Origin of the sequence: Enterobacter sp. Y17, from assembly GCF_019730495.1 — a bacterium.
GTDB classification, from domain to species: domain Bacteria; phylum Pseudomonadota; class Gammaproteobacteria; order Enterobacterales; family Enterobacteriaceae; genus Enterobacter; species Enterobacter asburiae_B.
This window is the reverse complement of record NZ_JAASKP010000002.1, coordinates 83,267-105,783: the sequence shown is the minus strand read 5'-3', so window position 1 is coordinate 105,783 and position 22,517 is coordinate 83,267. Positions and strand designations below refer to the sequence as shown.

Genomic DNA, 22,517 nt, shown 5'->3' with positions numbered 1-22,517 from the left:
TGGCAAATTCTACGCGTTTTGGACAGAATTTGCAAATAATGCTGGGATTTGGTACCGAAGACGGGACGTAAAATCGGCGTTTAGTATATTGATAGTTGACCCCACCTGTCAACCCAACTTCCGCCAGATCAATTAGACCAAAATTTTTACAAAAAACGCACGACTCTCTTCCGGTCTTCGCCAAAAGATGATTAAATGAATACTCACTTATTTTGCATAAAAATGCACAAGAGAGCGAAAGCGGTCTCTAATCAGTCAATCAAGCAGGGTTTTATTCTATGACGACGATTCTCAAGCATCTTCCGGTAGGACAACGTATTGGCATCGCTTTCTCAGGCGGCCTGGATACCAGCGCTGCACTGCTGTGGATGCGCCAGAAGGGAGCGGTTCCGTACGCCTATACTGCGAACCTGGGTCAGCCGGATGAGGACGACTACGATGCCATTCCTCGTCGCGCTAAAGAGTATGGTGCAGAGAACGCGCGCCTGATTGACTGCCGTAAGCAACTGGTCGCTGAAGGTATCGCGGCTATTCAGTGCGGTGCGTTCCATAACACCACCGGCGGCCTGACCTATTTCAACACTACCCCGCTGGGCCGTGCGGTCACCGGCACCATGCTGGTTGCAGCGATGAAAGAAGACGGCGTGAACATCTGGGGTGACGGTAGCACCTATAAAGGTAACGATATTGAACGTTTCTATCGTTATGGCCTGCTGACCAACGCCGAACTGCAGATCTACAAGCCGTGGCTGGATACCGACTTCATCGACGAGCTGGGTGGCCGTCATGAAATGTCCGAGTTTATGATCGCCTGCGGCTTCGACTATAAGATGTCAGTCGAGAAGGCCTACTCCACCGACTCCAACATGCTGGGTGCGACGCACGAAGCGAAAGACCTGGAATTCCTGAACTCCAGCGTGAAGATCGTTAACCCGATCATGGGCGTGAAGTTCTGGGACGAGAACGTCAAAATCCAGGCTGAAGAAGTGACCGTGCGTTTCGAACGCGGCCATCCGGTTGCGCTGAACGGTAAAACCTTCTCTGATGATGTTGAGCTGATGCTGGAAGCTAACCGTATTGGCGGTCGTCACGGTCTGGGCATGAGCGATCAGATTGAAAACCGTATCATCGAAGCGAAAAGCCGTGGCATCTATGAAGCCCCGGGAATGGCACTGCTGCACATCGCTTACGAGCGTCTGCTGACCGGCATTCACAACGAAGACACCATCGAGCAGTATCACTCTCATGGCCGTCAACTGGGTAAACTGCTGTATCAGGGCCGCTGGTTCGATCCACAGGCGCTGATGCTGCGTGATGCGCTGCAGCGTTGGGTGGCAAGCGCGATCACCGGTGAAGTGACGCTGGAGCTGCGTCGCGGCAACGACTACTCCATCCTGAACACCGTGTCTGACAACCTGACCTATAAAGCAGAGCGTCTGACCATGGAGAAAGGTGAATCCGTGTTCTCACCGGACGATCGTATTGGTCAGCTGACCATGCGTAACCTGGACATCACCGATACCCGCGAGAAGCTGTTCAACTATGTTGAGAATGGCCTGCTCTCCGCCAGTTCAGGTAACGGTCTGCCGCAGGTTGAAAACCTGGAGCACAGCGATAAGAAGTAATCGCTGATGTAACGTGCAAAAGGCGCCCACAGGGCGCCTTTTTTATTTTGATTTTCGTAGGCCCGGTAAGCGCAGCGCCACAGGGCAACATGGCGGTTGACGCATGCGCTTACCCGCCCTACAAAAGATCGGAGATCTCGCAATCTACAGACGAAAAAAAAGACGTCTTTCGACGTCTTTTTTCTGGAATATTGGTACCGAGGATGGGACTCGAACCCACAAGCCCGTTAGGGCACTACCACCTCAAGGTAGCGTGTCTACCAATTCCACCACCTCGGTACAGAATACTTAGTGCGGGATATCGCTGGTTGGCTTAGCCGGTGCAGCTGGCTGAGTTTGCTCAGTTTTCGCTGGCGCGCTCAGATTTTCCCACTCGCTTCCTTTGCTGGTCTTGTTGCTGTTGATATTGCCAAGCACAAGGCTGATGATGAAGAACAGCGTAGCCAGAATCGCCGTTGTGCGGGTCATGAAGTTCGCAGAACCACTTGAACCGAACAGCGTACCGGAAGCGCCTGCTCCGAAGGAGGCTCCCATATCAGCGCCTTTACCTTGCTGCAGCATGATCAGCGCTACGAGAGCGATGGCTACAATAAGGAAAATAACTAAAAGAGCTTCGTACATAATCAACCTGTTCCTTGCGGATTTGCCGCATACCAATGCTTCGACCAATTAGCAGGATTTTTGTTTCCCACTGAAGCGGGTGTGAATACTAACCAAAGCGAATGACCTTCGCAAGGGCATTTTTGACGCATTGTATCAACTGCGGAAAAAAACAGCAAAAAGCCATTAATTGCTTAAAACAAAGGCGACAAAAGCCGCCTTTTTATACATTTAGCGTGCACGATTATGCAGCTTTCACAGCGTCCGCAATACGGTGTGCAAATTCGGTTACCTGCGCTTCGTCTTCACCTTCCACCATCACGCGGATCAGCGGTTCAGTACCGGACTTACGCAGCAGCACGCGTCCACGATTGCCCAGGGCCGCTTCAACGTCAGCCATCACCGCTTTGACGTTCTCGTTTTCCAGCGGATCGCCTTTACCGGCAGTGAAGCGTACGTTAACCAGGATCTGTGGGAACATTTTCATCCCGCTGCACAGATCGTGCAGGCTCATATGGTTGCGCGCCATCGCGGCAACCACCTGCAGCGCGGCCACGATACCGTCCCCGGTAGTAGTTTTGTCGAGCAGGATCACGTGACCCGAGTTTTCTGCACCGATGCGCCAGCCCTTCTCCTGCAGTTTTTCCAGCACATAGCGGTCACCCACTTTCGCGCGGACAAACGGAATACCGAGCTGTTTCAGCGCCAGTTCCAGGCCCATGTTACTCATCAGCGTGCCCACCGCACCGCCGCGCAGCTGGCCCTGACGCAGGCCCTCACGGGCAATGATGTAGAGGATCTGATCGCCGTCGACCTTATTACCTTCGTGGTCGACCATGATCACGCGGTCACCGTCGCCGTCCAGCGCAATGCCCAGGTCGGCTTTCTCTGCCAGAACGCGTGCCTGCAGGGCACGAACATCAGTTGCCCCCACCTGCTCGTTAATGTTCAGACCATCCGGCTCGCAGCCAATGGTGATGACTTTCGCACCCAGTTCGCGGAAAACATTCGGGGCGATGTGATAGGTCGCGCCATTAGCACAGTCCACCACAATTTTGAGGTGAGCCAGGCTCAGCTCATTCGGGAAGGTACCTTTACAGAATTCGATATAACGGCCCGCCGCATCAACGATACGGTTCGCTTTACCCAGCTCTGCGGAATCTACACAGGTGATCTCTTTTTCCATTTCGGCTTCAATGGCTTCTTCCACGTCATCCGGGAGCTTGGTGCCGTCAATGGAGAAGAATTTAATGCCGTTGTCGTAGAACGGGTTGTGAGAAGCTGAGATAACAATCCCCGCTTCCGCACGGAAAGTGCGCGTCAGATACGCGACAGCAGGCGTTGGCATTGGGCCCGTAAAGGAAGCGGACAGTCCAGCCGCCGCCAGACCCGCCTCCAGCGCGGACTCCAGCATATAGCCGGAAATACGGGTGTCTTTACCGATAATGATCTTACGGGAACCATGACGCGCCAGCACTTTGCCAGCAGCCCAGCCGAGCTTCAGGACAAAATCAGGAGTGATGGGAGCATCGCCTACACGCCCACGGATACCATCGGTACCAAAATACTTACGATTACTCATAGCGTTTGTTTTCCTTCGCTGCCAGTGTGGCTTCCACCACACGCATGGCTTCTACTGTTTCTTTGACGTCATGGACACGAATAATGTGCGCGCCCTGCATCGCCGCAATCACCGCGCAGGCCAGGCTGCCGCTCAGGCGTTCGCTCGGCCCCACGTTCAGCAACTGCCCAATCATCGACTTTCTCGACATCCCCACCAGCAGCGGCAGGTCAAAGTGATGGAATTCCGATAAGCGCGCAAGCAACGCATAATTGTGGGAGAGATTTTTACCGAAACCGAACCCCGGGTCGAGCAACAATTTCTCTTTTGGGATACCTGCACGTTCGCAGCGCGCAATATGTTCAATAAAGAAGCGATTCACGTCGGCAAAGACATCATCATACTTCGGTGCTTCCTGCATGGTTTTCGGTTGGCCCTGCATGTGCATCAGGCATACCGGTAACCCGGTCTCTGCCGCAGCTTCAAGTGCGCCGGGCTCAGTGAGCGAGCGAATATCATTGATAATGTGAGCGCCCACTCTCGCCACTTCACGAATCACTTCGGGTTTAGAGGTATCAACGGAGATCCATACTTCAAACCGCTGCGCGATAGCTTCAACCACCGGCACCACGCGCGCCAGCTCTTCTTCCACAGACACGTCAGCCGCACCAGGACGCGTCGATTCGCCGCCCACGTCAATAATGGTGGCACCCGCATTAATCATTAAATTCGCGTGCTTAACCGCCTCGATAAGCGTGTTATGCGTGCCGCCGTCAGAGAAGGAGTCAGGGGTAACATTCAGGATCCCCATCACATGGGGATGTGAAAGATCGAGATGCGAGTCCTGAGCGAATAATTTCATGGCGAAATCCCTGGTATCTATATCGTTAAACAGAAATGAAAAACCCCGGAGCAAGCTCCAGGGTTTGAGGTACAGACAAACGCTTCAACAGCAGTGACTTACTTATCGCCCAACTGTTCTGACATGGTGTTGCCCGGGTTTGGCGTACGCGGTTCATCAACCGGACGCGGCGCACGCGGGGTGCCATTGTTGTCAGAATTATTGGAAGCGCCTGGGTCTTCCCAGCCTGCTGGCGGACGCACTTCACGGCGCGCCATCAGGTCGTCAATCTGCGGTGCATCAATGGTCTCATATTTCATGAGCGCATCTTTCATCGAATGCAGGATGTCCATATTGTCGGTCAGGATCTGGCGAGCACGTGCATAGTTGCGCTCTACCAGAGATTTTACTTCCTGATCGATGATACGAGCCGTCTCATCGGACATATGTTTCGCTTTAGCCACAGAACGGCCGAGGAATACTTCACCCTCTTCCTCTGCATACAGCAGCGGACCGAGTTTGTCGGAGAAGCCCCACTGCGTCACCATGTTACGCGCCAGGTTTGTCGCAACTTTAATGTCGTTGGACGCACCGGTAGAAACATGTTCCACACCGTAGATAATCTCTTCTGCCAGACGACCGCCGTACAGGGTCGAAATCTGGCTTTCCAGCTTCTGGCGGCTGGCGCTGATCGCGTCGCCTTCAGGCAGGAAGAAGGTCACACCCAGCGCACGACCGCGCGGAATAATCGTCACTTTATGCACCGGATCGTGTTCCGGCACGAGGCGACCAATAATCGCGTGACCCGCTTCGTGGTATGCCGTGGACTCTTTCTGCGCTTCCGTCATCACCATGGAGCGACGTTCCGCACCCATCATGATTTTGTCTTTCGCTTTCTCAAACTCCACCATCGACACGACGCGCTTGTTACCGCGAGCGGCAAACAGAGCAGCTTCGTTGACCAGGTTCGCCAGGTCAGCACCGGAGAAGCCCGGGGTACCGCGCGCAATGATTGCCGCGTCGATATCTGGCGCCAGCGGTACGCGACGCATGTGAACTTTCAGAATCTGTTCACGACCGCGAACGTCCGGCAGACCCACAACAACCTGACGGTCGAAACGGCCTGGACGCAGCAGCGCGGGGTCAAGTACGTCCGGACGGTTAGTCGCCGCGATAACGATGATACCTTCGTTACCTTCGAAGCCGTCCATCTCAACCAGCATCTGGTTCAGCGTCTGTTCACGTTCATCGTGACCACCGCCCAGACCTGCGCCACGCTGGCGGCCCACGGCGTCGATTTCATCGATGAAGATAATGCACGGTGCTGCCTTTTTGGCCTGCTCGAACATGTCACGCACACGAGATGCGCCGACACCCACGAACATTTCGACGAAGTCAGAACCTGAAATAGTAAAGAACGGCACCTTCGCTTCACCTGCGATGGCTTTCGCCAGCAGGGTTTTACCGGTACCCGGAGGGCCAACCATCAGCACGCCTTTCGGGATCTTACCGCCCAGCTTCTGGAAACGGCTCGGTTCACGCAGGTATTCAACCAGTTCACCCACCTCTTCTTTCGCTTCGTCACAACCGGCGACGTCAGCGAAGGTGGTCTTGATCTGGTCTTCCGTCAGCATACGCGCCTTGCTCTTACCGAACGACATGGCACCTTTGCCACCGCCGCCCTGCATCTGGCGCATAAAGAAGATCCAGACGCCGATAAGAAGCAGCATCGGGAACCAGGAAATGAAGATAGAAGCCAGCAGGCTTGGTTCTTCTGGCGGCTCACCTACCACCTTGACGTTTTTGGTCAGAAGGTTATCAAGCAGCTTAGGATCGTTCACCGGGATGTAAGTCGTGTAACGGTTACTATCTTTCTTGGTAACGTTGATCTCACGTCCGTTGATACGCGCTTCGCGAACCTGGTCCTGATTGACCTCCTGCAGGAAGGTAGAATAATCCACCTTGCGGCCATTCGACTCGCTGGGCCCAAAGCTCTGGAATACTGACATCAGCACAACGGCAATGACCAGCCAGAGTATTAGGTTTTTCGCCATGTCACTCAAGGGATTAACCTCATATTACAACTGTGTTAAAAACAGCGTCAGGATACTCTATATCCAGTTTCATTCAAACTTTCGCCTGAAATCTACCGGTTATCATTTTCGCCCGGTCGCTACAATATACACTTCTCGGGAACGGGCCCGGGAAGAGTCCGGCTTACGAACTTTAACCTTCGCAAACAGGGAGCGAATTTCCTTAAGATACTCCTCGAAACCTTCGCCCTGAAACACCTTCACAACAAAACTACCACCAGGCGCTAGTACATCACGACACATTTCTAACGCTAGCTCCACCAGATACATGGCGCGGGGGATATCCACCGCCGGTGTTCCGCACATATTTGGTGCCATATCAGACATGACAACCTGGACCTTACTGTCACCTACACGATCAAGTAACGCTTTCAGCACTAATTCATCACGAAAGTCGCCCTGAAGGAAGTCGACACCGACGATGGGATCCATTGGTAAAAGATCGCACGCGATGATTCGGCCCGTTCCGCCGATCTGCGTTACCGCATACTGGGACCATCCGCCGGGTGCCGCACCGAGGTCAACAACCGTCATCCCCGGCTTAAAAAGTTTGTCACTTTGCTGTATTTCATCAAGTTTAAACCAGGCACGGGAACGCAACCCCTTTTTCTGTGCCTGTTGAACATATTTATCGCTAAAGTGTTCCTGAAGCCAGCGGCTGGAGCTGGCAGAACGCTTTTTACCTGTCATTTAACATTTCCGTCCTGGTTCATCGTTACCTGCCTGTGACGTAAATTTCTACGCAGCTATTTGGCGATATAAGGGAGATGGCGGTAGAATGAACCGTTTTCAATCCCAACGTAAGCAAAAATATACGATGAATCTGAGTACTAAACAAAAACAGCACCTTAAAGGTCTGGCACATCCGCTCAAGCCTGTAGTCATGCTTGGCAACAATGGTTTGACCGAAGGGGTGCTTGCCGAGATTGAACAAGCGCTGGAACACCACGAGCTGATCAAGGTGAAAATCGCCTCTGAAGACAGAGACACTAAAAACCTGATCGTGGAAGCCATCGTGCGCGAAACCGGCGCCTGTAATGTACAGGTCATCGGTAAAACGCTGGTGCTCTACCGCCCATCTAAAGAGCGTAAAATCTCGCTGCCACGCTAAGGATATCCTGAATCAAACACATTTTCTGTGTGAAACGAGGGATTTCTGTCAGCAGGCGAGCAAAATGCCATGCTCCTTGAGTTGATAAAAGGCCGCTATGCGGCCTTTTTCTTTTCTTTACAATGTATCAACATCTTAGTAGAGAAGCGAATTACAGGTATTCAACCTTAATAATTTCGTATTCCACTTCACCGCCAGGGGTGCGAATGGTGACAACATCGTCCTGCTCTTTGCCAATCAGGCCGCGAGCAATCGGGGAGTTCACTGAAATCAGGTTCTGTTTGAAGTCTGCTTCATCATCACCCACGATGCGATAGGTCTGCTCTTCGTCGTTGTCCAGGTTCAGCACGGTCACGGTAGAACCAAAGATCACACGCCCGTTGTTAGGCATTTTGGTGATATCGATAACCTGTGCATTGGACAGTTTTGCTTCGATATCTTTAATACGCCCTTCACAGAAGCCCTGCTGCTCACGAGCGGCGTGGTATTCAGCGTTCTCTTTCAGGTCGCCATGCTCGCGCGCATCCGCGATAGCGGCGATGATTTCAGGACGACGCACGGATTTCAGGAAATCCAGCTCTTCGCGCAGTTTTTCGGCACCACGTAAGGTCATCGGAATAGCTTGCATTTGTTATACCTCTTAAACATTCCTGTTGGGAGCAGTGTTCCCTGCTCCTGCCCCCCTAAGCGGGCAAGAAGCAAAAAGAAAACCGACCCGGGAGCAATGCCCCAGGTCAGCAGCAATTTTTCAATTTGATATGCATTTTACCGCGAAGTTCACTATGGGTCATCGTTTACTTTGCAGTGCCATGCACCGTAGTATGACGGTTTGTTTTCGGGTTGTTAGCGCGAGATTATGCGATTTTCCAGATTTATCATCGGATTGACTACCAGTATAACGTTCACCGCCCAGGCCGCGAATGTTGATGAGTACATTAATCAGCTCCCCGCAGGCGCGAACCTTGCCCTGATGGTGCAGAAGGTTGGCGCACAGGCTCCCGAGATTGACTATCACAGTCAACAGATGGCGCTGCCTGCCAGTACCCAAAAGGTGATCACTGCCCTCGCCGCCCTGCTCCAGCTCGGGCCTGACTTCCGTTTTACGACCACACTCGAGACCAAAGGTAACGTCGAGGGTGACGCACTGAAAGGCGATCTTATCGCCCGTTTTGGCGGCGATCCGACCTTTAAGCGCCAGGATATCCGCAATATGGTTGCGGTACTGAAAAAATCTGGCGTGCAGAAAATTGATGGCAATGTACTGATCGACACGTCCATCTTTGCCAGCCACGATAAAGCCCCAGGCTGGCCGTGGAACGACATGACCCAATGTTTCAGCGCCCCGCCCGCCGCCGCGATTGTTGACCGTAACTGCTTCTCGGTTTCGCTTTACAGCGCGCCAAAGGCAGACGATTTAGCGTTTATCCGCATAGCGTCCTACTACCCGGTCACAATGTTTAGCCAGGTCCGCACGCTGGCGAAAGGCTCCCCGGATGCGCAATATTGTGAGCTGGACGTCGTGCCGGGCGATCTTAACCGCTTCACGCTTACCGGCTGCCTGACGCAGCGCGCCGATCCGCTGCCGCTGGCCTTTGCGATACAGGATGGAGCAAGCTACGCGGGTGCCATTCTGAAAGATGAGCTGAAACAAGCGGGCATAACCTACACCGGCACGCTGCTTCGCCAGACGCAGGTCAATCAGCCCGGCACGGTCATCGCCAGCAAACAGTCTCCTCCGCTGCACGATTTACTGCGAATCATGCTGAAAAAGTCGGACAACATGATTGCCGACACCGTGTTCCGCATGATTGGCCACGCGCGTTTCGGCGTGCCGGGAACCTGGCGCGCGGGTTCAGACGCCGTTCGTCAGATCCTGCGCCAGCAGGCCGGGATCGAACTGGGTAATACCATCGCCGTCGATGGCTCCGGATTATCGCGTCATAATTTGATCTCTCCGGCCACGATGATGCAGGTGCTTCAGTACATTGCACAGCATGACACTGAGCTAAACTTTATTTCAATGCTGCCGCTGGCCGGGCATGACGGTTCGCTGCAGTATCGCGCCGGGCTTCACGCTGCCGGCGTGGATGGCAAAGTATCCGCTAAGACAGGCTCGCTGCAGGGGGTTTACAACCTTGCAGGCTTCATCACTACCGCCAGCGGACAACGCATGGCATTCGTGCAGTATCTTTCCGGCTATGCCGTCGAACCGACCGACCAGCGCAATCGCCGTATTCCGCTTGTTCGCTTCGAAAGCAGGCTTTATAAGGACATCTACCAGAATAACTAGCGATGAAACTACTCATAGTTGAAGACGATCTGTTATTGCAGGAAGGGCTGGCGCTGGGGCTGGCCAATGAAGGGTATGCCCTCGACTGTGCTGGCACCGCAGCGGAGGCGGACGCCCTGATCCAGAGCGGCGAATACAGTCTGGTGATCCTCGATTTGGGCTTGCCTGATAAAGATGGCGCCACGCTGCTCAGCCAGTGGCGACGCCGCGGTATCGCCAACCCGGTGTTGATCCTGACGGCACGCGATGCCATTGAAGATCGCATCACCGGCCTCGATGCAGGCGCAGATGATTACCTGGTGAAGCCTTTTGCGCTTGCTGAGCTTCAGGCGCGAGTGCGGGCGTTGATTCGCCGCTATCAGGGCCATAGCGATAACTTACTCACCGACGGCGATATTACGCTGAATCTGCAAACCCAGCAGGTACTGCGCCGGGACCAGGCGGTAGAGGTGACGCCAAAAGAGTTCGCCCTGCTTACGCGTCTGATCATGCGCAGCGGGCAAACGGTGCACAGAGAAACGCTCCAGCAGGATATCTACTCCTGGCAGGACGATCCGGGGTCAAATACCCTTGAAGTTCACATCCATAACCTGCGTCGCAAGCTCGGCAAGGACAGAATCAAAACCGTCCGTGGCGTTGGCTATCGCCTTGAGAGCCAGAAATGAACAGCATGCGTCGGCGTTTAATGGTGCTGCTGGCGGTCATTCTCTTATTTTTCCAGCTGATAAGCGTCATCTGGCTGTGGCATGAAAGCCGCGAGCAGATCGGTTTTCTGGTGAATGAAACGCTGTCGGCAAAAGCCCGTAATAACCATGTCGAAAAAGAGATCCGCGAAGCGATTGCTTCCCTTCTCGTCCCTTCTCTGGTGATGGTAGGCTTTACGCTGTTTTTCTCTTTCTGGGCAGTCACCTGGATAACCCGACCGCTGAATAAACTGCGTGACAGCCTGGCTAACCGTTCGGCAGATAACTTAACTCCGCTTCCTATGTATTCCGACATGGAAGAAATCGGCGCGGTGACAACCTCCCTGAACCAGCTGCTCGCCCGGCTGGACAATACCATTCAGCAGGAGCGTCTCTTCACCGCTGACGCCGCGCACGAGCTTCGAACGCCCCTTGCCGGTATCCGGCTCCATCTGGAGCTCATGGCGCAGTCAGGCGCACCACAGGCCGCGACGTTAATTAGCCGTATCGATCAGCTCATGCATACCGTTGAGCAACTGCTGATGCTGGCCCGTGCCGGACAGGCAATGGCCAGCGGCCACTACGAAACCGTGAGCTGGACGGAAAATATCATTGAACCTCTCGGCCTGGGCCATGAAGCCAAAGAGCATACGGTGATTTGGCCCGCTAAAAGCGCGCTCACGGTTCAGGGAGACGCCGTGCTCCTGCGTCTGATGCTGCGCAACCTGCTGGAGAATGCCGGGCGCTACAGCCCGGCAGGGACAACGATTACAGTGACATTAACCGAGGTCGACGGGGGGACGCAGATCGGCGTGATCGATCAGGGGCCCGGTATTGATGACGCGCACCGACAGTCAATTACCGAGCCATTCCGCCGTCTTGACCAGCGCTACGGTGGCAGCGGTCTGGGCCTGAGTATCGTGCAGCGCATCTTGCAGCTCCACCACGGCAGGTTGACGCTTGAGAACGGCGCTGAAGGTGGTTTGATCGCCAGCTGCTGGCTGCCCGCAACGCTGGGATAAAAAAAGCCCCCATAATGGGGGCTTTGGACAGATATTAGTGCTTGTAGATGAACTCGACGCCTTCTTCGTCGTCTTCATCCCAGTCATCGTCCCAGTCTTCATCATCCTCTTCCGCTTCCAGCTCTTCAAGCTGCTGGCGGTGGTAGTCATCCCACATGAATTCGACTTTTTCAGGCTGTTTCGCTTCTTCCGCCTGAACAATTGGGTTCTCAATGATGAAGGTCATCACATCCCAGCACAGATCTTTCACGCCAACCTGGCTTGCCGCAGAGATCAGGTAGTATTTATCTTCCCAGCCCATCGCTTCAGCAATCGCTTTAGCTTTCGCTTCCGCTTCAGCTTTGTCCATCAGGTCGATCTTGTTGAAGACCAGCCAGCGTGGTTTATTCGCCAGTTTTTCGCTGTATTTTTCCAGCTCACCGATGATGATGCGGGCGTTTTCTACCGGATCGGAACCGTCGATAGGATCGATATCGATAAGGTGCAGCAGCACGCGGCAACGCTCAAGGTGTTTCAGGAAGCGAATACCCAGACCCGCGCCTTCCGCAGCGCCTTCAATCAGACCCGGAATATCGGCAACCACAAAGCTCTTCTCGTTATCCATACGGACAACGCCCAGGCTTGGTACCAGCGTGGTAAACGGATAGTCCGCCACTTTTGGTTTCGCCGCAGAAACGGCGCGAATGAACGTCGATTTACCGGCGTTTGGCATACCCAGCATGCCCACGTCTGCCAGAAGCATCAGCTCCAGCTGCAGATCGCGCTTATCGCCCGGCGTACCCATCGTTTTCTGACGCGGAGTACGGTTAACGGAGGATTTGAAACGGCTGTTACCCAGACCGTGCCAGCCGCCTTTCGCCACCATCAGGCGCTGACCGTGTTTGGTCATGTCACCCATGGTTTCACCGGTCCCCTGGTCAATCACACGCGTACCGACCGGAACCTTAATGGTGACGTCTTTACCGCGTTTCCCGGTACAGTCACGGCTCTGGCCGTTCTGGCCACGTTCAGCGCGGAAGGATTTTTCGAAACGGTAGTCGATCAGCGTGTTGAGGTTCTCATCCGCCTCCAGCCACACGTCACCACCATCCCCGCCGTCGCCGCCGTCAGGACCGCCACGTGGGATATACTTTTCACGGCGGAAGCTCACGCAACCATTGCCGCCATCACCAGCCACGACCAGGATCGTCGCTTCATCAACAAACTTCATTTTACTCTCCGTAACTCATTCGCCTGAGCGGGGGACTACTACAACCGCTTCATTTTTGCGCCAACGTCCCCAAAGACGATGACCAATGGCGGAATACATCGCGCCCGCAACCACGACAAACGCACCGAGATAACCCAACAGGTTGAGCATCGGTCTGACGAAGACATCGGGCCAGGCCATTGATAACAAATCTGAAAATAACAGCGTAAACAGCGGAGTAAGCGTAATTAACGCGCTCACCTGTGCCGCCTGCCAGCGCGCCATCGCTTCGGCCAGCGCGCCATAACCGACCAGCGTGTTCAGCCCACAAAAAATGAGGCACGCCAGTTGCCAGTCGCTAAGCTGGGAAATCACACCCGGCTTTGCTAATGGCAGCAATGCTATTGTACACAAAGTGTACAATAAAAAGAGGATCTGCTGTGAGGCAAGACGACGCAATAACACCTTTTGTGCGACGCCATAGCTCACCCAAACCGTTGCTGCCCCCACACCAAAAATTACACCCCATGTGTAATCCGTCAGGCGGGTGAAAATCTCAATCAGACTGGTGTTGAAGAACATCACCAGACCGCACAGCAGCATGCTCGCCCCGATAATCTGCGTACCGCGCATCTTTTCCTTGAGGATAAAGACGCTGGCGACCATCATGCCCACCGGTGAAAGCTGACCTATCACCTGCGACGCCGTGGGGCTGAGATATTGCAGGGAAGAGCTGAACAGGATGAAGTTACCGAACAGACCGCCCGTCGCGATAGCCAGCAATACCAGCCAGCGCGGTTTGCGGAAGAGCCGCAAGGGTGGAAGCTTACCTTTGATAGCCAGAATGGCCCCGAGGCCGATGCTTGCCATCAGAAAGCGATAAAAGACCACCGTAGGCGGCTCCATCACTTCCAGTACCTGCTTCATTGCAATTGGCAGCGCACCCCAGCACATTGCGGTAGTGAGCGCCAAAAGAATACCAATGCCGGCCTGCTGCTTCATGCCCGTTTTCCCTACAGAAAAAATTACCGGGTTTCCAATGTAAAAAGCCCCGCAACAGGTTGCGGGGCTTTAATCCGTTACCGGACCGAGAAAACCTTACTCAGCAACGATGCTGATGTATTTACGGTTGTTCGGGCCTTTAACTTCAAATTTCACTTTACCGTCTGCTTTAGCAAACAGAGTGTGGTCACGACCGCAACCTACGTTGTTGCCAGCGTGGAATTTGGTACCACGTTGACGAACGATGATGCTACCCGCCAGAACGGATTCGCCACCGAAACGCTTAACGCCAAGGCGTTTAGCTTCTGAATCGCGACCGTTACGTGTGGAGCCGCCAGCCTTTTTATGTGCCATTTAAATCTCTCCTCAGGTCTTAGGCGCTGATGCCAGTAATTTTCACATCAGTGAACCACTGACGGTGGCCCTGCTGCTTACGGTAGTGCTTACGACGACGAAACTTAACGATTTTAACTTTCTCGCCACGACCGTGTGCAACAACTTCAGCTTTGATAACGCCGCCATCAACGAAAGGAACGCCGATTTTGACTTCTTCACCGTTTGCGATCATCAGAACTTCTGCGAACTCAACAGATTCGCCAGTTGCGATGTCCAGCTTTTCCAGGCGAACGGTCTGACCTTCGCTTACTCGGTGTTGTTTACCACCACTTTGGAAAACCGCGTACATATAAACTCCGCTTCCGCGCACGTCCTCGTATGAATCAGAGTGCGCTATAAATATTCACAATAGGGCGCGAATATTACGCAAAACGCGAGCCTTTGACAAGTGCTACCGTCAATACATGAAGAAAAAAAACACAACACGTACGGTAACGTTTATCTGTGCCGTTTTTTCAGTACAATCAGCACTACTATTGATAAACCGAAACCCTTCGTTACCCCATTGAAGATGGGATCAACAGGATAAAAAGCCCGGCTTTTGCGATGAATTTAGAAAAAATCAACGAGTTAACCGCGCAAGATATGGCGGGTGTGAATGCAGCAATCCTGGAGCAACTCAACTCTGACGTTCAGCTGATCAATCAGTTGGGCTATTACATCGTCAGCGGCGGCGGTAAACGCATTCGTCCGATGATTGCCATTCTGGCTGCCAGAGCCGTTGGCTATCAGGGAAATGCTCACATCACTATCGCAGCGCTCATCGAATTTATTCACACGGCGACGCTTCTGCATGACGATGTTGTGGATGAATCGGATATGCGTCGTGGCAAAGCCACGGCAAACGCCGCTTTCGGAAACGCAGCCAGCGTCCTGGTGGGGGATTTTATCTATACCCGCGCCTTCCAGATGATGACCAGCCTGGGCTCCCTGAAAGTGCTGGAAGTGATGTCCGAAGCCGTAAACGTCATTGCTGAAGGCGAAGTGCTGCAGCTGATGAACGTCAACGACCCTGATATCACCGAAGAAAACTACATGCGCGTCATCTACAGCAAAACGGCGCGCCTGTTTGAAGCGGCTGCCCAGTGTTCCGGCATTCTGGCCGACTGTACTGAAGCCCAGGAAAAAGGCCTGCAGGACTATGGCCGCTATCTGGGTACGGCCTTCCAGCTGATTGATGATTTGCTGGACTACAGTGCGGACGGCGAAACGCTCGGTAAAAACGTGGGCGATGACCTGAACGAAGGTAAACCCACCCTGCCGCTGCTTCATGCTATGCGCAACGGAACAGCCGACCAGGCGAAAATGATCCGTGAAGCGATTGAGCAGGGAAATGGCCGCCATCTTCTGGAACCTGTACTGGAAACTATGGCTATCTGCGGATCGCTGGAATGGACGCGTCAGCGCGCGGAAGAAGAAGCCGACAAAGCCATCGAAGCGCTTCAGGTCATTCCAGACAGCCCGTGGCGCGAGGCACTGATTGGTCTTGCCCACATCGCCGTTCAGCGCGACCGTTAATCCCCTTGTTTCTCCCCGCAGCGATAGCGGGGAGATTCCAGTACACACCTGTAAATTCCGTGTTCATGTAAATTCATCGGTTTAGAGACCGCATGAATAAAGCCGTGTCTTATTCTGAATATCCCTTCAAGTAACGCGAACTTTTTAGAACAAGAAGTTGAAATGGGTATAGTAACCGCGTCGTTTCAGAAGAAACGGCGTAGGTGAATCCGAACTTAAGGACGGCGTTATGGATACGAAATTTATCGACTGGCACACGGCTGATATTATTGCCGCGCTGCGCAAAAGAGGCACTTCACTGGCAGCAGAGTCCCGCCGCCATGGACTGAGTTCTTCCACTCTGGCAAACGCCCTCACCCGCCCCTGGCCCAAGGGAGAATTAATTATCGCGACGGCGCTGGATACGCATCCGTGGGTAATTTGGCCTTCACGCTATCACGATCCCATTACCCATGAATTTATCGACAGATCGCGCATGATTCGCCAGAGAAAGGTAAAAAGAGAACCGCAGGAATAACGCATTTTTGACAGGAACAGCAACCCCCCGGTCATTGCTGGCAGGGGGCTGCCGGAACGATTACTCGCCCTTCACACGCTCGATGTTGGCACCCAGCGCGCGCAGTTTATCTTCGATACGTTCATAACCACGATCGATGTGATAGATACGATCCACGATCGTTGTACCTTCCGCGATACAACCCGCCAGCACCAGGCTTGCAGACGCACGCAGATCGGTTGCCATCACCTGAGCACCTGACAGTTTCTCAACGCCGTGGCAAATCACGGTATTACTTTCGATCTCAGCATGCGCGCCCATACGGATCAGCTCCGGTACGTGCATAAAGCGGTTCTCGAAAATGGTTTCTGTGATGAAGCCAGTGCCTTCGGCAACCAGGTTCAACAGGGTGAACTGCGCCTGCATGTCCGTAGGGAACGCCGGATGCGGTGCCGTACGCACATTGACCGCTTTTGGACGCTGGCCGTGCATATCGAGGCTGATCCAGTCTTCACCGATTTCGATATCCGCACCCGCATCGCGCAGTTTCGCCAGCACCGCATCCAGGGTATCTGGCTGCGCGTTGCGACAAACAATCTTCCCGCCAGAAATCGCCGCAGCGACCAGGAAGGTACCGGTTTCGATACGGTCCGGCAGAACGCGATAGACACCACCGCCCAGACGCTCAACGCCTTCGATGGTGATACGGTCGGTACCCTGACCGGAAATCTTTGCCCCCAGCGCCACGAGGAAGTTGGCGGTATCCACAATCTCCGGTTCGCGCGCGGCATTTTCGATGATGGTGGTACCTTCTGCCAGCGTCGCCGCAGACATAATGGTGACCGTTGCGCCCACGCTCACTTTGTCCATGACGATGTGCGCGCCTTTCAGACGACCATTAACGGACGCTTTAACGTAACCTTCTTCCAGCTTGATCTCGGCGCCCAGCTTCTCCAGACCAAAGATGTGCAGGTCAACCGGACGCGCACCGATGGCGCAACCGCCAGGCAGAGAGACCTGCCCCTGACCAAAACGCGCCACCAGCGGGCCAAGCGCCCAGATGGATGCACGCATGGTTTTCACCAGATCGTAAGGGGCTGAGAAGTTGTTCACCTTGCTGGCGTCGATCCAGACGGAACCGTTACGCTCGACTTTCGTGCCCAGCTGGGTGAGCAGCTTCATGGTGGTGTCGATATCTTTCAGCTTCGGTACGTTCTGAATTTCTACCGGCTCTTCAGCCAGCAGCGCAGCAAAGAGGATTGGCAGCGCGGCGTTTTTAGCGCCAGAAATTGTGACTTCGCCCTGGAGACGCGTTGGCCCCTGTACACGAAATTTATCCATTGTGTGCTCTCTTATAAATTCAACCGTGCTGCGGGCCTGTCGCCCTCAGCTCAAAAACCGTTTAGTTTGCGATCGCGTGCCCACTCTTGCGGGGTGAACGCTTTAATCGACAGGGCGTGGATGCGGTTATCCGCAATATATTCCATCAGCGGCGCGTACACAGCCTGCTGTTTCTTCACGCGGCTCATACCGTCGAACATCTCACCCACAGCAATAACCTGGAAGTGACTGCCATCGCCAGTGACGTGGGCTTCCTGAAGGGAGAGTGCATTCATCAGCACTGTCTGGATTTCATGATTTTCCATGGGCTCTTAATCATCTGATAGTGAAAACAAGCCCAACATCTTAGAGCAAAGTGGCGTTGTCTTAAACAAGCAAAAAGCCCCGACGATGAAACAGTCAGGGCTTTCGGAAGTAACGCACTGAAAATATTAACGAGGCAGTACGTCCTGAGGGAGATTGTAGAGCTGCGCAAGGGTCACGACATTATCGCTCGCGCCGTGAAGTTTGACGCTTGTCCCCTGCTTTTTCCCCACGGCAACCAGATGGGCAAGCAGCGCAACACCCGCCGTATCCACCCGCGTGACGTCGGTTAAGTCGATAAGCGTCACGCCCTGCATCGCTTCGTGGCGTTTGTCCCACAGTGGGTTCAGCAGATCCTGATCCAGTTCACCGGACAGCTTTAATGTCTCGCCTTCACGCGACCAGCTGAGTTGCTGTGACATTACTTCTTCTCATCCAGAGTAATTTTCTGGCGAGAGATAGACTGCAGCTGAGCGGTCAGGCCATCAATGCCTTTGGTGCGCAGCAGGTCGCTCCATTCGTTCTGTTTGGTGGTGATCATGCTTACCCCTTCGGCAATCATGTCATACGCCTGCCAGTGACCGGTCTGGCTGTTTTTACGCCACTGGAAATCCAGACGAACCGGCGGACGACCGTTAGGATCGATGATCGTCACACGGATAGGGACGATGGTCGCATCGCCCAGCGGCTGCTCAGGCGCAATCTGATAGGTCTGGCCGTGGTACATCGCCAGCGCCTGGCCATAAGCCTGTTTCAGGTATTCACGAAACGCGGCAAAGTAGGCATCACGCTGCGCAGGGGTCGCGTCTTTGTAATAACGTCCCAGCACCAGCGCACCCGCATATTTAATCTGCACGTACGGCAGCAGCTCCTGGTCAACGACGTCACGCAGATAATCAGGATTAGCACGAATTTTAGGCTGTTCGTTTTTAAGACGGTCGAATGTCTTCTTCGCCGCTTCGTCCATCAGTTTGTACGGGTTACTCTGATCCGCAGCGTGGGCGGCGGTTAGAGGGGCGATGACCAGCATGGCAACCATTAACAGTCGTTTAAACATGAATGACTTCTCCTGATATTAATTCGCAGCACCTGGCGTCGGTGCGACGTCGGTATGATCTTCGCTCTGCGCAGGGGCAGCGTCGGATTTTTTCTCATCCCCTTTACTGTTGTAAAGGAACTGACCAATCATATCCTCCAGAACCATCGCGGATTTCGTATCCTGAATGACGCTACCGTCTTTAAGGATAGTCGTTCCCAGCTCGGGATCTTCAAAGCCAACGTTAAGCGCCAGATATTGTTCGCCCAGCAGGCCGGAAGTACGGATAGAAAGGGAACTGGTGTCCGGGATATGGTTGTAACGCTCTTCGATATCCATCGCGACGCGGGGCAGATAGGTTTTCTCATCCAGCGTAATGTCAGATACGCGTCCGATCACCACGCCGCCGATGCGGACCGGTGAACGCGCCTTCAGCCCGCCGATGTTATCGAAGGTGGCATAGATGCGATACGTCGGCTCGGTGCGTACAGACGTGATATCCGCCGCTCTCAGGCAGATAAACAGCGCGGCCAGCAGCGCCAGCAGCAGGAATACACCGACCCAAATTTCATTTTTTCTCGTTTGCATGAACTCAATTCCCAAACATCAGTGCGGTGAGCACAAAATCCAGACCCAGTACGGCCAGCGACGAATGTACGACTGTACGTGTAGTTGCGCGGCTAATGCCCGCCGACGTCGGGATGGCATCGTAACCATTGAACAATGCAATCCAGGTGACCGTAATGGCAAATACCACGCTTTTAATCAGGCAGTTAACCAGATCCATTCGCAGGTCGATGGCGTCCTGCATCGCGGACCAGAAGAAACCGGCATCAATGCCTTTCCAGTGCACACCAACCAGCGAACCGCCCCAGATACCCACGGCGACAAACAGAATAGTCAGTAACGGTAAAGAGATCACCCCAGCCCAGAAACGCGGCGAGATCACGCGACGCAGCGGATCGACCGCCATCATCTCCATGCTGGAGAGCTGCTCGGTCGCACGCATCAGGCCAATTTCAGCCGTTAATGCCGACCCCGCGCGCCCGGCGAACAACAGCGCCGCCACAACCGGCCCCAGCTCGCGCAGCAGCGAGAGCGCCACCAGCATCCCGAGGCTGGTTTCCGCACTGTAGGTTGTCAGAACCAGATAGCCCTGCAGCCCAAGCACCATACCGATAAACAGACCGGAGACAATGATGATGAGCATCGACAGCACGCCGACATTATAAAGCTGCCGCACCAGCAGCGGTGCGTGCTTACGGAATTCCGGCTTGCCGACCAGCGCGTTGAATAACATCAATCCGGCACGCCCGAACGTCCTGATGGTTTTTATGCCACGGTGTCCGAGAGCGGCCAACGCATTTAACAGCATGAGTGGCTTAACTCCCTATTCCCAGTAAATCGTCACGATAGTCGCCCGCCGGGTAGCGGAACGGCACAGGGCCATCGGCAATACCGTCAAGGAACTGCCGCACGCGCGGATCGCAATTTTCCTGCAGCGCCTGAGCGCTACCGTGTGCGACGATCTTTTTGTCCGCCACAATATAGGCGTAATCGGCAATGCTCAATACTTCCGGTACATCGTGAGATACCACAATGCAGGTGACGCCAAGCGCGCTGTTCAGTTCAGAGATGAGCTTCACCAGCACGCCCATCGTGATGGGATCCTGTCCAACAAACGGTTCGTCGAACATGATTAAATCAGGTTCTAATGCAATGGCGCGTGCCAGCGCGGCGCGGCGCGCCATCCCGCCGGACAGCTCCGAAGGCATCAGCTTTGCGGCGCCCCGCAAACCGACGGCTTCGAGCTTCATCATCACCGTGCTTTTCAGCAGTTCAGGCGGCAGGCTGGTATGCTCACGCAGCGGATAGGCCACGTTATCAAAGACATTCATGTCGGTGAACAAGGCTCCCGACTGAAAGAGCATGCTCATGCGTTTGCGGACAGTATACAGACGCGAGCGTGACATCTCCGGGATGTTTTCGCCATCAAAGAGGATTTCACCGCTATCAGGTGGGATCTGCCCACCAATAAGGCGCAGCAGGGTCGTTTTACCGATCCCGGACGGCCCCATGATGGCAGTGATTTTGCCACGCGGTACGGTCAACGAAATATCATCAAATATCAATCTGTTGGCGCGAGAAAAACTCACGCCGCGAACATCGACTAAATTCGCCATCGTTTGGCTCATTTATGGTTCCTTTATTACCCTGCTCACGTTAAGGCATGCCGCCTGAATCAGCCCTCAACTCCGCATTTTTACAGAATAATAGCCGTTGAGGTTAGCGAAAGCTGGCATTTGTTTTACTTTTCCGGCGCATAAAGTCAAAATTAGGAATTCGTTACGCCTCAGACTGTATGCAGTCCAGCCATTCCCGTGCGATGGACCGACGAGTATACCTGAAGAAAGGACTTTTGATGCTTTTAGCAACAGCACTGTTAATAATTGGTTTACTTTTGGTGGTCTACAGTGCTGACCGTTTAGTGTTTGCTGCATCTATCCTGTGTCGCCTGACGGGTGTACCGCCTGTCGTCATCGGGATGACCGTGGTGAGTGTTGGAACGTCACTTCCTGAAATCATCGTCTCTGTCTCGGCATCGCTGCATGGTCAGTTAGACCTGGCAGTAGGTACCGCGATTGGCTCCAACATCGTCAATATACTCTTGATTTTGGGCCTGGCCGCACTGCTCCATCCATTTCGCGTGCATTCTGATGTTCTGCGCCGTGAATTGCCGCTAATGTTAATCGTAAGCCTGCTGGCAGGCTGCGTATTTTACGATGGTGTACTGAGCTACAGCGACGGCATTTTCCTGCTGGCTCTGGCCGTCATCTGGCTGCTGTATAGTGTTAAAATCGCCCGTCTGGCTGAGAAGCAGGGTCAGGATAGCCTCACGCGGGAGCAGGTCGCCGAACTGCCGCGAGAAGGCACGTTGCCTGTTGCCCTGCTCTGGCTTGGCGTTGCGCTGATCATCATGCCGATGGCAACGCGCATGGTCGTGGATAACGCGACCGTGCTGGCGAACTATTTCGCTATCAGTGAACTGACCATTGGCCTGACGGTGGTTGCCATCGGCACCAGCCTGCCGGAGCTGGCCACGGCCATTGCGGGGGCACGTAAAGGTGAGGATGACATTGCCATTGGTAATATCATCGGTTCCAACATATTTAATATCGCCATTGTGATGGGCCTGCCGGCCCTGATAACGCCAGGGCCCTTTAATCCCCTGGCGTTCTCACGCGACTACGGCGTGATGTTATTGGTCAGCGTGATATTTGCCCTGCTCTGCTGGCGGCGGCAACGACAGATCGGCAAAGGCGCAGGCGCGCTGCTGACGGGTGGATTTATCGTATGGATGGCGATGCTGTACTGGCTCTCGCCTCTTCTCTCTGGGTAAACGGAAACGC

General features: G+C 54.0%; 25 protein-coding genes and 1 tRNA gene. 8 read left to right on the top strand and 18 right to left on the bottom strand.

Going from position 1 to position 22,517, the window contains the following annotated elements:
- Positions 1 to 278 precede the first annotated feature (278 nt).
- On the top strand, positions 279 to 1,625 hold the full coding sequence (gene argG, locus HCH49_RS14765; protein ID WP_024906366.1) for an argininosuccinate synthase: 1,347 nt from the start codon (positions 279 to 281) through the stop codon (positions 1,623 to 1,625).
- Positions 1,626 to 1,817: 192 nt separating this feature from the next.
- On the opposite strand, the gene HCH49_RS14760 is transcribed toward argG, so the two are convergent.
- The 6 genes from HCH49_RS14760 to rlmE form a co-directional block, all read right to left on the bottom strand.
- Positions 1,818 to 1,904, bottom strand: a tRNA-Leu gene (locus HCH49_RS14760).
- A gap of 9 nt (positions 1,905 to 1,913) precedes the next feature.
- Positions 1,914 to 2,246 carry a preprotein translocase subunit SecG gene (secG, locus tag HCH49_RS14755; protein ID WP_023333590.1) on the bottom strand — a complete coding sequence of 111 codons (333 nt, stop codon included), beginning with the start codon at positions 2,244 to 2,246 and terminating at the stop codon, positions 1,914 to 1,916.
- Between the two features lie 223 nt (positions 2,247 to 2,469).
- Positions 2,470 to 3,807 (bottom strand): phosphoglucosamine mutase, encoded by a 1,338-nt coding sequence (gene glmM / locus HCH49_RS14750; protein WP_023309339.1) that lies wholly within the window; start codon positions 3,805 to 3,807, stop codon positions 2,470 to 2,472.
- Positions 3,800 to 4,648: a dihydropteroate synthase gene (gene folP / locus HCH49_RS14745; RefSeq protein ID WP_023309340.1), complete on the bottom strand. Its 849-nt coding sequence runs from the start codon at positions 4,646 to 4,648 to the stop codon at positions 3,800 to 3,802. The genes glmM and folP overlap by 8 nt, the downstream gene beginning before the upstream one ends.
- Positions 4,649 to 4,746: 98 nt before the next feature.
- Positions 4,747 to 6,681: an ATP-dependent zinc metalloprotease FtsH gene (gene ftsH / locus HCH49_RS14740; protein WP_029739626.1), complete on the bottom strand. Its 1,935-nt coding sequence runs from the start codon at positions 6,679 to 6,681 to the stop codon at positions 4,747 to 4,749.
- A gap of 102 nt (positions 6,682 to 6,783) precedes the next feature.
- The gene (gene rlmE / locus HCH49_RS14735; protein WP_003861812.1) at positions 6,784 to 7,410 is read right to left on the bottom strand and encodes a 23S rRNA (uridine(2552)-2'-O)-methyltransferase RlmE; all 627 of its coding nucleotides are present in this window, start codon (positions 7,408 to 7,410) and stop codon (positions 6,784 to 6,786) included.
- A 127-nt stretch (positions 7,411 to 7,537) separates the two neighbouring features.
- On the opposite strand from rlmE, the gene yhbY reads away from it, so the two are divergent.
- The gene (gene yhbY / locus HCH49_RS14730; protein WP_003861814.1) at positions 7,538 to 7,831 is read left to right on the top strand and encodes a ribosome assembly RNA-binding protein YhbY; all 294 of its coding nucleotides are present in this window, start codon (positions 7,538 to 7,540) and stop codon (positions 7,829 to 7,831) included.
- Positions 7,832 to 7,982: 151 nt separating this feature from the next.
- On the opposite strand, the gene greA is transcribed toward yhbY, so the two are convergent.
- On the bottom strand, positions 7,983 to 8,459 hold the full coding sequence (gene greA / locus HCH49_RS14725; protein ID WP_014171793.1) for a transcription elongation factor GreA: 477 nt from the start codon (positions 8,457 to 8,459) through the stop codon (positions 7,983 to 7,985).
- 228 nt (positions 8,460 to 8,687) lie between these two features.
- Here greA and dacB point away from each other — a divergent pair, with 228 nt between their 5' ends.
- From dacB to pmrB, 3 genes are read left to right on the top strand one after another with little or no spacing between them, the layout of a single operon-like run.
- Positions 8,688 to 10,121: a serine-type D-Ala-D-Ala carboxypeptidase gene (dacB, locus tag HCH49_RS14720; protein ID WP_221702923.1), complete on the top strand. Its 1,434-nt coding sequence runs from the start codon at positions 8,688 to 8,690 to the stop codon at positions 10,119 to 10,121.
- A 2-nt stretch (positions 10,122 to 10,123) separates the two neighbouring features.
- Entirely contained in the window at positions 10,124 to 10,786 is a 663-nt protein-coding gene (pmrA, locus tag HCH49_RS14715) for a two-component system response regulator PmrA (protein WP_033146744.1), read from the top strand.
- A complete protein-coding gene (gene pmrB, locus HCH49_RS14710) occupies positions 10,783 to 11,826 on the top strand; it encodes a two-component system sensor histidine kinase PmrB (protein ID WP_221702922.1) in 1,044 nt (347 codons plus the stop codon). The genes pmrA and pmrB overlap by 4 nt, the downstream gene beginning before the upstream one ends.
- A gap of 34 nt (positions 11,827 to 11,860) precedes the next feature.
- On the opposite strand, the gene cgtA is transcribed toward pmrB, so the two are convergent.
- From cgtA to rplU, 4 genes are all read right to left on the bottom strand, one after another.
- Positions 11,861 to 13,036: an Obg family GTPase CgtA gene (cgtA, locus tag HCH49_RS14705; RefSeq protein ID WP_023333597.1), complete on the bottom strand. Its 1,176-nt coding sequence runs from the start codon at positions 13,034 to 13,036 to the stop codon at positions 11,861 to 11,863.
- Between the two features lie 15 nt (positions 13,037 to 13,051).
- On the bottom strand, positions 13,052 to 14,017 hold the full coding sequence (locus tag HCH49_RS14700) for a DMT family transporter (RefSeq protein WP_023309346.1): 966 nt from the start codon (positions 14,015 to 14,017) through the stop codon (positions 13,052 to 13,054).
- 96 nt (positions 14,018 to 14,113) lie between these two features.
- Positions 14,114 to 14,371 (bottom strand): 50S ribosomal protein L27, encoded by a 258-nt coding sequence (gene rpmA, locus HCH49_RS14695; protein WP_004385076.1) that lies wholly within the window; start codon positions 14,369 to 14,371, stop codon positions 14,114 to 14,116.
- A gap of 19 nt (positions 14,372 to 14,390) precedes the next feature.
- The gene (gene rplU, locus HCH49_RS14690; protein WP_003025032.1) at positions 14,391 to 14,702 is read right to left on the bottom strand and encodes a 50S ribosomal protein L21; all 312 of its coding nucleotides are present in this window, start codon (positions 14,700 to 14,702) and stop codon (positions 14,391 to 14,393) included.
- Between the two features lie 257 nt (positions 14,703 to 14,959).
- Between rplU and ispB the strand changes: the two genes are divergently transcribed.
- On the top strand, positions 14,960 to 15,931 hold the full coding sequence (gene ispB, locus HCH49_RS14685) for an octaprenyl diphosphate synthase (protein ID WP_024906360.1): 972 nt from the start codon (positions 14,960 to 14,962) through the stop codon (positions 15,929 to 15,931).
- 229 nt (positions 15,932 to 16,160) lie between these two features.
- Positions 16,161 to 16,448, top strand: coding sequence for a DNA-binding transcriptional regulator SfsB (gene sfsB, locus HCH49_RS14680; protein WP_023309348.1), 288 nt, complete (start codon positions 16,161 to 16,163; stop codon positions 16,446 to 16,448).
- Between the two features lie 60 nt (positions 16,449 to 16,508).
- Here the strand turns inward: sfsB and murA are convergent, their stop codons facing one another.
- From murA to mlaF, 7 genes are all read right to left on the bottom strand, one after another.
- On the bottom strand, positions 16,509 to 17,768 hold the full coding sequence (gene murA / locus HCH49_RS14675) for a UDP-N-acetylglucosamine 1-carboxyvinyltransferase (RefSeq protein WP_023309349.1): 1,260 nt from the start codon (positions 17,766 to 17,768) through the stop codon (positions 16,509 to 16,511).
- Between the two features lie 50 nt (positions 17,769 to 17,818).
- On the bottom strand, positions 17,819 to 18,073 hold the full coding sequence (gene ibaG, locus HCH49_RS14670) for a BolA family iron metabolism protein IbaG (RefSeq protein WP_008501458.1): 255 nt from the start codon (positions 18,071 to 18,073) through the stop codon (positions 17,819 to 17,821).
- A 126-nt stretch (positions 18,074 to 18,199) separates the two neighbouring features.
- On the bottom strand, positions 18,200 to 18,493 hold the full coding sequence (gene mlaB / locus HCH49_RS14665) for a lipid asymmetry maintenance protein MlaB (protein WP_048981183.1): 294 nt from the start codon (positions 18,491 to 18,493) through the stop codon (positions 18,200 to 18,202).
- On the bottom strand, positions 18,493 to 19,128 hold the full coding sequence (gene mlaC / locus HCH49_RS14660) for a phospholipid-binding protein MlaC (RefSeq protein ID WP_033146748.1): 636 nt from the start codon (positions 19,126 to 19,128) through the stop codon (positions 18,493 to 18,495). Before mlaC ends, mlaB begins: the two co-directional genes overlap by 1 nt.
- A gap of 18 nt (positions 19,129 to 19,146) precedes the next feature.
- Positions 19,147 to 19,695, bottom strand: coding sequence for an outer membrane lipid asymmetry maintenance protein MlaD (gene mlaD / locus HCH49_RS14655; protein WP_033147081.1), 549 nt, complete (start codon positions 19,693 to 19,695; stop codon positions 19,147 to 19,149).
- A 4-nt stretch (positions 19,696 to 19,699) separates the two neighbouring features.
- Positions 19,700 to 20,482 (bottom strand): lipid asymmetry maintenance ABC transporter permease subunit MlaE, encoded by a 783-nt coding sequence (gene mlaE, locus HCH49_RS14650; protein WP_010436044.1) that lies wholly within the window; start codon positions 20,480 to 20,482, stop codon positions 19,700 to 19,702.
- Between the two features lie 7 nt (positions 20,483 to 20,489).
- Complete coding sequence (mlaF, locus tag HCH49_RS14645) at positions 20,490 to 21,302, bottom strand: phospholipid ABC transporter ATP-binding protein MlaF (protein ID WP_024906354.1); 813 nt, start codon at positions 21,300 to 21,302, stop codon at positions 20,490 to 20,492.
- A 227-nt stretch (positions 21,303 to 21,529) separates the two neighbouring features.
- On the opposite strand from mlaF, the gene HCH49_RS14640 reads away from it, so the two are divergent.
- Entirely contained in the window at positions 21,530 to 22,507 is a 978-nt protein-coding gene (locus HCH49_RS14640; protein WP_221702921.1) for a calcium/sodium antiporter, read from the top strand.
- Positions 22,508 to 22,517: the final 10 nt, after the last annotated feature.